At 41.7% G+C, this 12,536-nt stretch carries 10 protein-coding genes; 8 read left to right on the top strand and 2 right to left on the bottom strand.

What is annotated here, in order from left to right; genetic code table 11:
• The first annotated feature begins 3 nt into the window (after window positions 1-3).
• Genes E2P86_RS07005 through E2P86_RS06995 form a run of 3 tightly spaced genes read left to right on the top strand, consistent with a single transcriptional unit; the run spans window position 4 to window position 3,348 of the window.
• Window positions 4-657: a succinate dehydrogenase cytochrome b subunit gene (locus E2P86_RS07005; protein ID WP_085473035.1), complete on the top strand. Its 654-nt coding sequence runs from the start codon at window positions 4-6 to the stop codon at window positions 655-657.
• 12 nt (window positions 658-669) lie between these two features.
• The gene (locus tag E2P86_RS07000) at window positions 670-2,586 is read left to right on the top strand and encodes a fumarate reductase/succinate dehydrogenase flavoprotein subunit (protein ID WP_085472723.1); all 1,917 of its coding nucleotides are present in this window, start codon (window positions 670-672) and stop codon (window positions 2,584-2,586) included.
• Between the two features lie 9 nt (window positions 2,587-2,595).
• Window positions 2,596-3,348, top strand: a complete 753-nt coding sequence (locus E2P86_RS06995) for a succinate dehydrogenase/fumarate reductase iron-sulfur subunit (RefSeq protein ID WP_134431840.1) — start codon at window positions 2,596-2,598, stop codon at window positions 3,346-3,348.
• 159 nt (window positions 3,349-3,507) lie between these two features.
• Here E2P86_RS06995 and guaB read toward each other — a convergent pair whose 3' ends face one another.
• Complete coding sequence (gene guaB / locus E2P86_RS06990) at window positions 3,508-4,983, bottom strand: IMP dehydrogenase (protein WP_085472721.1); 1,476 nt, start codon at window positions 4,981-4,983, stop codon at window positions 3,508-3,510.
• Window positions 4,984-5,196: 213 nt separating this feature from the next.
• On the opposite strand from guaB, the gene E2P86_RS06985 reads away from it, so the two are divergent.
• The 4 genes from E2P86_RS06985 (at window position 5,197) to gap (ending at window position 10,735) form a co-directional block, all read left to right on the top strand.
• The gene (locus E2P86_RS06985) at window positions 5,197-5,676 is read left to right on the top strand and encodes a hypothetical protein (RefSeq protein ID WP_134431837.1); all 480 of its coding nucleotides are present in this window, start codon (window positions 5,197-5,199) and stop codon (window positions 5,674-5,676) included.
• A 296-nt stretch (window positions 5,677-5,972) separates the two neighbouring features.
• Entirely contained in the window at window positions 5,973-8,963 is a 2,991-nt protein-coding gene (gene secDF, locus E2P86_RS06980; RefSeq protein ID WP_134431834.1) for a protein translocase subunit SecDF, read from the top strand.
• 156 nt (window positions 8,964-9,119) lie between these two features.
• A complete protein-coding gene (locus E2P86_RS06975) occupies window positions 9,120-9,725 on the top strand; it encodes a TlpA family protein disulfide reductase (RefSeq protein WP_085472718.1) in 606 nt (201 codons plus the stop codon).
• Window positions 9,725-10,735, top strand: a complete 1,011-nt coding sequence (gap, locus tag E2P86_RS06970; protein WP_206367998.1) for a type I glyceraldehyde-3-phosphate dehydrogenase — start codon at window positions 9,725-9,727, stop codon at window positions 10,733-10,735. Before E2P86_RS06975 ends, gap begins: the two co-directional genes overlap by 1 nt.
• Here gap and E2P86_RS06965 read toward each other — a convergent pair.
• Complete coding sequence (locus E2P86_RS06965; RefSeq protein WP_085472716.1) at window positions 10,712-11,491, bottom strand: TIGR02757 family protein; 780 nt, start codon at window positions 11,489-11,491, stop codon at window positions 10,712-10,714. The genes gap and E2P86_RS06965 overlap by 24 nt on opposite strands.
• 110 nt (window positions 11,492-11,601) lie before the next feature.
• On the opposite strand from E2P86_RS06965, the gene rlmF reads away from it, so the two are divergent.
• Window positions 11,602-12,507, top strand: coding sequence for a 23S rRNA (adenine(1618)-N(6))-methyltransferase RlmF (rlmF, locus tag E2P86_RS06960; protein ID WP_085472715.1), 906 nt, complete (start codon window positions 11,602-11,604; stop codon window positions 12,505-12,507).
• Window positions 12,508-12,536: the final 29 nt, after the last annotated feature.

The raw sequence follows: 12,536 nt of genomic DNA, 5'->3' as shown, positions 1-12,536 counted from the left end.
GTTATGTTAACAACACTCTCACGCAAGATGATCATGGCGCTAACAGGAGCGTTCCTCTGTCTATTCTTAACCATTCATTTCTTGGGTAACCTACAGCTTTTCATGGCCCCTGAGAATGCGCGTATTCAATTTAATGCGTACTCTCATTTTTTATCGAACAACCCATTGATAAAGCTGGTCTCTTATGTATTGTACCTGAGTATTATTGTCCATCTGATCGACTCTATCCTTATCACGATAAAGAACAAGAAAGCTGGTACCACATACCAGCAAGATCGGCGCAAGCGGGCCAGTAAATGGTACAGCCGAAACATGGGCATTTTAGGCACCATCATTTTAATATTTCTGGTTATCCATTTCAAAAACTTCTGGTACGTCTATAAATTTGGACATGCCCCCTTAGATAGTAACGGGCAGAAAGACCTGTACGAAATTGTGGTCACAACCTTTCAAGAGTGGTGGTATGTGGTTATATATGTTATTTCCATGATTGCTCTTTGCTACCACCTGATTCACGGTATTTATAGTGCTGCACGCACCTTCGGGTTATACCACCCCAAATATGTACGGTGGGTAAAATATATTGGTATCACATTTTCTGTGGTGGTATGTACAGGTTTTGCACTTATGCCTATCTACATATTTTTCACTTCATAATACGCTATGACTATGGAACTAAACGCAAGAATCCCTGATGGGCCGTTAGAGCAGAAATGGGAAAACTATAAGAAGAATGCCAAGCTGGTAAACCCAGCAAACCGAAAAAAACTCGACGTAATCGTTGTCGGAACAGGGCTTGCCGGAGCTTCAGTCGCCGCATCTTTAGGTGAAATGGGGTATAATATAAAATCATTTTGCTTTCAAGATAGCCCTCGTCGAGCGCACTCCGTCGCCGCACAGGGAGGTGTAAACGCAGCAAAGAATTACAAAAATGATGGCGACAGTGTCTACCGTATGTTTGTAGACACCATTAAAGGAGGTGACTTTAGAGCACGTGAGGCTAATGTATATCGCATGGCAGAATGCTCGTTGAACCTGATAGATCAAGCCGTCGCACAAGGTGTTCCCTTTGGCCGCGAATATGGTGGATATCTCAATAACCGCTCTTTTGGTGGCGTCCAGGTAAGCCGCACCTTTTATGCCCGTGGTCAAACGGGGCAGCAGTTACTATTAGGCTCTTACCAAGCGTTAATGCGTCAGGTCGATAAAGGGTCTGTGAAATTATTTGCACGTCACGAGATGCTGGACCTTGTACTCATTGACGGCAAAGCGCGTGGTATTATAGCACGTAACCTGGATACAGGCGAAATTGAAAGACATGCCGCCCATGCCGTCGTCCTCGCGACAGGTGGCTATGGCAAAATATACTATCTTTCCACATTAGCGATGGGTTGCAACGGTTCCGCTATTTGGCGCGCACATAAGAAAGGCGCATTAATGGCCAGTCCAAGCTGGATACAGATACACCCAACGTCCTTACCTCAATCGGGCGATTACCAATCCAAACTGACACTCATGTCAGAGTCTTTGCGGAACGACGGTCGTATTTGGGTACCTAAGAAGGAAAATGAAGAACGTCCGCCAAATACGATCCCAGAGGAAGAACGTGATTATTACCTGGAACGGCGCTACCCTTCATTCGGAAACCTCGCTCCACGCGATATTTCCTCCCGCGCGGCCAAAGAGCGTATCGACGCCGGTTTTGGTATTGGCCCCTTAAAGAATGCGGTTTATCTCGATTTTAGTAAAGCGATTAAGGAACAGGGGATCGAGAAGATTAAAGAAAAATATGGAAACCTCTTCGATATGTATCTCAAAATTACAGGATACAACGCCTACGAAGAGCCTATGATGATATCTCCATCTGCTCACTTCTCTATGGGCGGATTGTGGGTAGACTATGAGTTGATGAGCACAATCCCAGGCCTATTCGCGCTAGGCGAAGCCAACTTTGCGGATCATGGCGCGAACCGTCTCGGCGCAAATTCTTTGCTCCAGGCATCCGTTGATGGTTATTTTATTGCGCCGTACACCATCGCCAACTATCTATCCACCGAAATACATACCGGAAAAATAGATGCTGACAATCCTGCATTTGCCAAAGCGGAGGAGGAGGTTAAAGCCAAACTTCACCAACTAGCGGGTATCCAAGGTACTAAAACGGTGGACTATTACCATAAAACTGTCGGTAAAATCCTGTACGATTACTGCGGATTAAGTCGTAATAAGGAGGGCCTTGAGAAAGCAATTAAAGAGATTCAGCTCCTTCGTGCTGACTTTAATCAAAACGTAAAAATCCCCGCGGATGTAGACTCGATTAACATTGAATTAGAAAAAGCTGGGCGTGTTGCAGATTATCTAGAAATTGGCGAACTGATGTGCTATGATGCGTTAACCCGCAATGAATCTTGTGGTGCGCATTTTCGCGAGGAATATCAGACGGAGGAAGGCGAAGCGATGCGCAATGATGAGGCGTATCAATTTATTTCTGCATGGGGTTGGAATGGTCTCTCTCAAGAACCGATTTTACATAAGGAGCAGCTCGTTTTCGAATTCATCAAACCGACGGTAAGAAGTTACAAATAAGTAAAAGCTATGAAACTCACATTGAAAATATGGCGCCAAAAGAGCCAACAACAAGCAGGTGAATTAAAAACATATACCTTAAACGATCTCAATTCGCACATGTCTTTTTTGGAGATGTTAGATATTTTAAACGAGCAACTCATCTTGGCCAACGAAGACCCGGTTACGTTTGATCACGATTGTCGGGAGGGTATTTGCGGACAATGTGGTATGATGATCAACGGCATTGCCCATGGTCCTTTAGAAAATACAACAACATGTCAATTACACATCCGTTCCTTCTCCGACAATGATACCATTATCATTGAACCCTTCCGGGCAGGAGCCTTTCCCATACGCAAAGATCTGAGTGTAGATCGTTCGGCACTCGACCGCGTTATTTCATCGGGCGGGTATATTTCAACAAATACGGGACAAGCGCCAGATGCGCATGCGATCCCTATTACGCACCAAACAACAGAAGCCGCTTTTGATGCGGCCGCTTGCATAGGCTGTGGCGCCTGTGTGGCGACATGTAAGAATGGTAGCGCCGCACTGTTCACCTCCGCCAAGGTAGGTCACCTAAGCTTACTGCCGCAAGGAAAAGAAGAACGAGCAGAACGGGTCATAAACATGGTTAATGCTATGGATGAAGAAGGTTTTGGACACTGCACCAACACCGAAGCTTGCGAAGTAGAATGTCCACAAGGTATATCAGTCTTACAGATTGCCCGGATGAATTATGAATTTATACGTGCGAAGATCTTTGAGAAAGAAAAATAAGAGTTTGTTAAAAAAGGAACGTCTGGGCGGGGAGCTCCAGACGTTACCAAACCAATTATTAACCTAAATTATGAATATTTAAATCTATCGTTTAAGTTAATAACGTTATATTTTATTTATTGTTGTGCTTTTTTTGAATAAATTTTCAATAAAACACTTCTAACCTCTACTGTTGTAGTTTGGCGCTTCTTTCGTAATTGAAATATTATGTGGATGCGACTCACGTAAACCCGCTCCCGTGATACGAACAAATTGTGCTTCTTTCAACTTATCAATTGTCGCAGCACCACAATAGCCCATTGATGCACGCAAACCACCGATATACTGGTACACTACTTCAGCAAGTGTTCCTTTATATGGTACTCTTCCAACAATACCTTCTGGCACCAATTTCTTAATATCTTCCTCCACATCTTGGAAATAACGATCTTTGGATCCTTTCTCCATTGCTTCCAACGAGCCCATGCCACGGTAAGATTTGAATTTACGGCCTTCGTAAATAATAGTCTCTCCAGGAGCCTCTTCTACGCCTGCAAACAAAGAACCTGCCATGATCGTATCTGCTCCAGCGGCAATAGCTTTAGCAATATCACCTGTTTGTTTAATCCCGCCGTCTGCAATCAATGGAACACCTGTACCTTTCAACGCTTTCGCTACTTCATAAACAGCATACAATTGCGGTACTCCAACCCCAGCAATAATACGTGTTGTACAAATCGAACCAGGACCAATTCCAACCTTCACGGCATCTGCTCCTGCTTCAGCCAATGCTTTCGCTGCAGCACCTGTAGCAATGTTTCCTACAATTACCTGCAATTCCGGGAAAGCTGCTTTTACTTCTTTAAGTTTAAGGATCACTCCTTTCGAATGCCCGTGTGCCGTATCAATTGTTACCACGTCTACGCCAGCTTTTACTAACGCTTCCACTCGCTCCAATGTATCTGCAGTAACCCCTACTGCTGCACCAACCAAAAGACGGCCATGGCTATCTTTAGCTGCATTTGGATAATGCTTATACTTCTGAATATCTTTAAAGGTAATCAAACCTTTTAACGTACCATTCTGATCAACGACAGGTAGTTTTTCAATCTTCTGATTCTGTAAAATCTCTTCTGCCTGAATCAAATCTGTACCAACTGGCGCTACCACCAAATTGGTTTTCGTCATCAATTCATTGATTGGCTTCGTCATATCCTTCTGGAAACGTAAATCTCTGTTGGTCACAATACCTACCAATTTACTTTCCGCACTAATAATTGGAATACCTCCGATCTTATGCTCTTTCATGATTTTAAAAGCATCCCCTACTGTAGACCCTTCCAATAAAGTTACTGGATCTTGAATCATACCACTCTCGGAACGCTTCACTTTGCGCACTTCAGCGGCCTGTTGATCGATTGTCATGTTTTTATGCAACATACCGATTCCACCTGCTTGTGCAATAGCAATCGCCAAATCAGCGCTAGTAACCGTATCCATTGCCGCGGATACTAAAGGAATATTCAATCTTATTTTTCGGGTCAGGTTTGTACTCGTATCGACATCACGTGGTAAAATTTCTGAATAAGCAGGAATTAATAAAACGTCGTCGTATGTAAGGCCTTCGGCTACGAATTTTTGTGGGTCTAACTGCATAGGGCAAATATGTTTGGAGTTTCTATTTGCCAGGCAAATCTACGAAAATTATACAAATAATCAAAACAAAGTATCTTTTTATTAAAGAATGACATTCAGATTATTATCAAGAAACATTTTTTCCTCAAAAAAATTTTGGCAAGCTATTTGTACAAAGGCATCCCAAGATTATTATCGATACTCGACTAATCAAAAATTACAAAATTACAAAACATGAAAAAAGTATTTTTATCCCTAATGACAATCACTGCGGTTGCAGTTGGTTTAAATGAAGCAAAAGCACAAACACCTTTCAAATCTGCTTTAGGTGTTGTTTTTGATGGCAGCGATGGCGCAAATGTAGGTATACAATACAAAACTGCTTTGAAATCAACAACAGCAGCACAGTTCCAAGCAGCTTTCGGTGACAATTGGATTTCTGTTGGCGGTGATTGGCAATATGAAAAATTAATCCCAGGCGCAGAAGGATTAGCATGGTATGCTGGTGTGGGTGCACAATTAGGTTTCGTTACCTCAAAACACGTAGATGATAAAGTATTCATCGGTTTACGTCCGCAAATAGGTCTTGAATACAAAATCCCTACAATTCCTTTCGGTTTACACTTAGACTATAAACCATATTTAGGATTGAACAATGATTCTGGATTCAATGGTGACGGATTCACTTTCGGTATTAAATATATCTTGAAATAAACCGTATCAGAATGTATAGAACGGTCTTACCCTATAACGGTAAGACCGTTCTTCATTTATAGCCCTACACGCTCCCCAACATAGGCATTCACCTCCCTATTTCCCACCGTTCCACCGCACTCCGAAAATCGTAAAGAAAGCCCCTTAACAAAAAAAATGGGTTTTATTTGGATTCATTGTCAATTATCTTTTCATTCTACAAAATTTTTATACCTTTGCGAATCTTGGCTACATATTATTAAGCTTAAAATCGAGTAAAATTTAAACTATATCAAATAAACACACGAATAGAGACAATGCAGAGTAAAGGGCTGATTAAATTCTTGGTAATAGTGGTGTCAATAGCATGCCTCTATTCCCTATCATTTACGTTTGTTACACGTAAAGTAGAAAGCGATGCTGCTAACTACGCTAAAGGCGATATGGCCAAAGAAAAAGCGTATTTAGATTCCATGGCAGGTGAAGAGGTGTACAATTTAGGACTAGCTAAATTTACGTACCGCGAAGCCAAAGCACACGAACTGGCTTTAGGTCTAGACCTTAAAGGTGGTATGAACGTTACAATGGAGATTTCGTTGGACGAGTTAATAAAAAACTTGGCAAACAATCCAAAGGACGAAAAGTTTAATGCAGCGTTAACAAGTGCTGTACAGAAAAGCAAATCTGTCAATAAAGGTGTGGTAGAGCTTTTTGTTGATGAATATAAAGCTTCAGGTGCTGGTACACCATTAGCTTCTTTCTTCGCAACAAAAGATAACTCTTCATTAATCAAAGCGACAAGCTCTGACAATGAGGTTCGTTCGTTCTTGAGTAAAGAATCGGATAACGCCATCCAAAACTCATACAAAGTATTACGTACACGTATCGATAAATTTGGTGTAGCATCGCCTAACATCCAGATTCAACAAGGTACAAACCGTATCCTTATTGAGCTTCCGGGTGTAAATGATGAAGCTCGTGTTCGTAAATTACTTCAAGGATCAGCGAAGCTAGAATTCTATGAAACACACAGTAACTTACAAGTATATCCGCTTTTAGAGAATGTAAACAACCTACTTGCTTCTTCTTTAAAATCCAATGCGCCAGCAGCAGCAGCTAAGAAAGATAGTGTTGCGACGGATACAACGAAAAAAGATGACAATTTATTAGCGAATTTAGGTGCCGGTAAAAACGAGAAGAAAGACTCAACTGCCGTTAGCCCTGAAGTAGCGGCGAGCAACCCCTTGTTCAGTGTATTGAACCCAGCTGTTTATATGGAGCAGAATGGTCAGCCACAGCTGTTGCCTGGCCCAATGGTGGGTAGCGCTAACCTAAAAGATACAGCGCGTGTAAACGCTTACTTAAACCGTCCGGAAGTAAAAGCAAACATCCCTGGAAACTTAAAACTTTTATGGGCTGTTAAACCAGAACAACGTACACCAAACATGTTATCGCTTTATGCGATTAAACTATCCGGTACAGAAACGGGGGCTGTTATGACAGGTGATGTTGTAACCGATGCTCGTGACAACTTTGACCAACAGAACAACCCTGTTGTTTCTATGGAAATGAACACAGACGGTGCACGTCAGTGGAGAAAAGTTACAGCACAAGCAGCACAAAATAGAGAAGCAATCGCGATCGTATTAGATGGTGTTGTTTACTCCGCTCCTTCCGTAAATGAAGAGATTCCGAATGGTAGCTCACAGATTTCTGGTAGTTTTACTATTGAGGATACAAAAGATTTAGCGAACGTATTAAAAGCAGGTCGTCTTCCAGCTACTGCGAAAATTGTTGAAGAAGCGATCGTAGGTCCTTCTTTGGGTCAAGCTGCGATCGATGCAGGGGTTAACTCTGCGGTAATCGGTATTATCGTGGTTATGATCTTCATGGTTGCATATTACAACCGTGCTGGTATTGCAGCAAATATTGCAGTATTGTTCAACGTATTCTTCTTAATGGGAATATTGGCTTCTTTAGGTGCAGTATTGACACTCCCTGGTATTGCCGGTATCGTATTAACAATGGGTACAGCAGTAGATGCCAACGTACTTATCTACGAGCGTATTCGGGAGGAACTCCGCTTAGGTAAAGGTATCCGCCAAGCAATCGCCGATGGTTACAAACATGCGATGCCTTCTATCTTGGATTCGCAAATCACAACCTTCTTGGTTGGTTTAGTTCTTTTCTTCTTCGGTAGTGGACCAATCTTAGGTTTCGCAACGACGTTGATGATCGGTATTATTACATCATTGTTTACCTCAATCTTTATCTCTCGCTTGATTTTCGAATACATGTTAGATAAGGATATGAAGATATCTGTTTCTTTCCCTTGGTCAGCAAACACCTTACAAAATGCCAACTTCCAGTTTATCAAAAAACGTAAAGTATTTTACGCGATATCTGTTGTAGCGGTAATTATCTGTGTGGCTTCGATCTTCACCAAAGGATTTACATTAGGTGTAGACTTCAAAGGTGGACGTACCTATACCATTGCTTACGAAAAGCCAGTTAATTTGGAAGAAGTTCGTCAACACTTAGATGAAACATTCAAATCAACGACAGAAGTAAAAACTTTTGGTAGCGAGAACCAAGTACGCGTAACAACGACTTACCATATCGAAGAAACAAGTGATCAAGCTGATAAAGAGGTATTAGACAAGCTAAACGCTGGTTTATCTAAAATATCAGGCAACAAGCATGAGATTTTATCTTCTCAAAAAGTTGGACCGTCTATCGCGACTGATATTAAAGACAGAGCAATTTGGTCTGGTATTTTCTCTATCTTGATTATTGCCGGATATATCTTAGTACGTTTCCACAAATGGCAGTATTCTGTCGGAGCTGCTATTGCAACGGTTCACGATGGTATTATCTTGTTGGGTCTATTCTCTTTATTGGATGGATTAGTACCGTTCTCTTTAGATATCGACCAACACTTTGTGGCTGCTATCTTAACGGTATTGGGTTATTCTGTAAATGACACGGTGGTTGTATTTGACCGTATCCGTGAAGACTTGAATAAGCCAGGTGCACACAGTAAAAACTTTGGTGATGTCATCAATCACGCTATCAATACAACGTTAAGCCGTACGGTGATCACATCATTGACCATTATCTTCGTGCTTGTTGTATTATTTATCTTTGGTGGTGATGTTATTCGTGGATTCTCATTTGCGATCTTAATTGGTATCGTAGTGGGAACATACTCGTCGATCATCTTAGCTGCTCCTTCTGTGTATGACCTTGGAAGAGGAAAACACATCACAGAAGAGAAAAAAGAAGTGGCGAAAGTGGTAACGCCCTAACATAAACTACAATTTGTTATAGTATATTGAATAGCTCCCAAATGGGAGCTATTCTGCTTTTAAAGGGAGGTTATTTCATTTTATCATCATTAAATCATTTCATACATATGATTCCCCTATTTTTAGCTAATTTTGAACTTATAAAATATACTTGGAATGAAATATATATTTAGTGCTATTGCATTTTGCGGCTTGGTTAATTTAACCGCTTGCCAATCGAACAGTAATACAGAGAAAGCGGCAACAGAGACGCAAGAAACAACCCAACCTGCGACAGCTGAAAACCCGCATGCAGCAGGTGCGACAAAAACACCTCAAGCCCCGCCCCTAGCGTCCGAAGCAGCAGCTCAAATTCCGGCATTTAAATTTTATAAGGTGAAGTCTGGTATAAGCTTTACAAACGAGGATATCGCAAAAAACAAAAACTCTGTGTTTATCTTATTTGATCCAAGCTGTGGTCATTGTCAACACGAGACAACAAACTTGGCACAAAACTACAGTAAGATAAAAGACGTAAACATCTACTTCGTTTCGATGAATGATCCTGCGCTTATGGCTTCCTTCCTTGATACGTTTGGAAAAGAACTTGTAGACAAACCCAATATTGAAGTATTGTACGACAGAAATCAGGAATTTATTCAGAAATTCCATGTGCCAAAGCAATTTCCAGCGAACTACGTTTATGGTGCTGATGGATCCCTTAAGAGCAACTGGGATGGTGAAAAACCTCTTGATTTCGTGCTAGCAGAATTTACAAAATAATGAAAATTGCTATAAATGGTTTCGGTCGGATTGGCCGAAACACTTTACGTAATATATACCGCCGCGGATTGGAAACAGAGCTCGAGGTGGTAGCCATCAATGACCTGACAGATACCAAAACACTGGCACACTTACTAAAGTATGATTCGGTTCACGGTCCTTTTGAAAAAGAAATCACGCACGATGATGCACATATTTATGTCGATGGAAAGGCTATTCAAGTATTTCGGGAATCAGCTCCTGAAAACCTCCCGTGGGCTGCTCTAGCAATAGATGTCGTTGTTGAATCCACCGGTTTCTTTACAAGCAAAGCCAAAGCGGCATTGCACCGCGACGCCGGAGCAAAGCAGGTCATTATATCCGCTCCGTCGCCAGACAAGGAAGTCCCTACAATCGTCCTAGGAATCAACGATCATAATTTTGATTGGCATACGTCTATTTTCTCGAATGCTTCTTGTACGACCAATAATGTCGCTCCATTAGTAAAAATATTGGATGAAAACTGGGGTATTAAGGATGGATACATCACAACTGTACATTCCATGACCGGGGATCAAAACCTACATGATGCGCCACATCGCGATTTACGGAGAGCTCGTGCCGCCTCTTCTTCCATTATCCCGACGACCACGGGCGCAGCCAAGGCCATTACCAATGTTTTCCCGCATTTGGAAGGAAATCTTGGTGGTGCTGGAATTCGTGTGCCTGTTCTAAATGGATCGCTCACCGATTTTACCTGTACGTTGAACAAGCCGACAACAGTTGCAGCGATCAATGAAAAGTTTAAAGAAGCAGCGAATGGTATACTAAAGAATGTCTTATACTATACCGAGGATCCAATTGTATCCGTAGATATTATCAATAACCCATATTCCTGTGTTTTCGACTCGGAATTAACATCGATTGTCGGCGGCTTGGTAAAGGTGGTCGGCTGGTATGACAATGAGTACGGTTATTCCAATCGGATGGTAGACCTCTTGGCGCGTTTACAACTCACCAACCACGCCTAATCCAAAGAGTGCAAAATCATATTTGACAGGATCCAACGGATCAAAGGCCTTTAGATTGTCGGTAAGTTCCAACGCAGTTTTCCAATGGAGCTTATCGGCAGTAATCAACCCAAATTGGCGTGCGACCCGCTCTACATGTACATCGCAGGGACATACCAGATCTGCCGGACGGATTCTCTTCCATAAACCAAAGTCAACACCACGATCATCCGCTCGCACCATCCATCGTAAATACATATTCAGTCGTTTGCAGCTTGACTTTTGAACCGGTGAACTAATATGTTTACGTGTTCGAATCGGATAGTCCGGTTGGGAAAAAAAATACGCCTTAAATTCATTTAGGGCATTTTCCATAAAGGGACGACCCGTTTCCACTTGGCTGCCCAACAAAAAGGCATCTTCTAAGCTATCAAAACGATGGTAGTGGTCACGAAAGAAAGAAACAAAAAATAGCAGATCCGTATCATTAAAGGTACGGTGTTTGAAACCGAGCAATTGTTTCAAGTCGCTATCTTGATGGTTCCGCATAAAATCATAAGGCGCACCGTCAAAACGCGTAATAAGCTCTTTACACTTATTGATAATCGTCTTCCGTTGCCCCCATGCCAAGATTGCAGCAAAGAAACCCATCACCTCAATATCCTGCTTTTTAGTGAATAGATGTGGGATACAAATTGGGTCGTGCGCTATAAATGAGGGTTGATTAAACTGTTCAACCTTTTTATCTAAAAAATCTTTAATATCGAAATCTGCCATAGCTGTACCTGCAAAACTATCAAATCTTTCGGAAAGAATGCTTTGTTTGTGTGCATCGTCTTGTATCCGGTAGAATAATAGTAACTTTGCAAGCTAAGAAAAAAGCTATTATGCGTAGTACCGAACAGAAAAAACAATTGCACCCGCGAAATGTACACAATACGGGTTATGATTTTCAAAAACTAATTCGTATTAATCCTGCATTGAAGGATTATATTGTGGAAACTGTAGCAGGAACTACATCGATAGATTTCGCCGACCCAGCGTCCGTAGTAGAACTGAACAAAGGTTTACTTAAACAATACTACAAAATTGATCAGTGGACGTTACCAAAGAATAGCCTATGCCCTCCTATTCCCGGGCGTGCGGACTATATCCATTACTTAGCGGATCTATTGGCCTCGGAAAAAGAGGGGCAGATTCCTACAGGTGAGGATGTCCGTATTTTAGATATCGGTACAGGAGCATCATGTATATACCCGATCCTGGGGCAACGGATTTACCAATGGAGCTTTGTAGGGACTGATATTGATGAGTCGGCACTAAACCATGCTCAATCTATTGCGAAATCTAATGGCGGTTTAAAAAAACAAATTGAACTTCGTTTCCAACCGGATAACAAGAAAATATTTGACGGTGTCTTAAATAAAGCTGATCGTTTTGATGCCGTCATGTGTAACCCTCCTTTCTTTAAATCCAGAGAAGACAACTGGCAAAAAACATCAAAGAAATTTAACAACCTAAATAAGCGTCCGGATAAACATACCGTACAAAATTTTGCAGGTCATCCCAATGAACTTTGGTGCGAAGGCGGAGAACGCCAATTTGTGCGTACGATGATTTATGAGAGCATGAACTTTAAAAACCAGCTCGGTTGGATCACCACACTAATATCTGATAAAGACAATTTGAAACCGTTAATTGCAGTATTAGAATATAACAAAGCGGCAAAGGTGGAAGTGATCGGGATGCAGCATGGAAACAAGATTATTCGCATTCTAGCCTGGAAGTGGTAAAATATTAAAAGCGGACGGCTACCCTAGGG

The sequence above is a fragment of the Sphingobacterium psychroaquaticum genome, from assembly GCF_004421025.1.
Taxonomy (GTDB): domain Bacteria; phylum Bacteroidota; class Bacteroidia; order Sphingobacteriales; family Sphingobacteriaceae; genus Sphingobacterium; species Sphingobacterium psychroaquaticum.
This window is presented reverse-complemented; position numbering and strand designations above follow the sequence as displayed.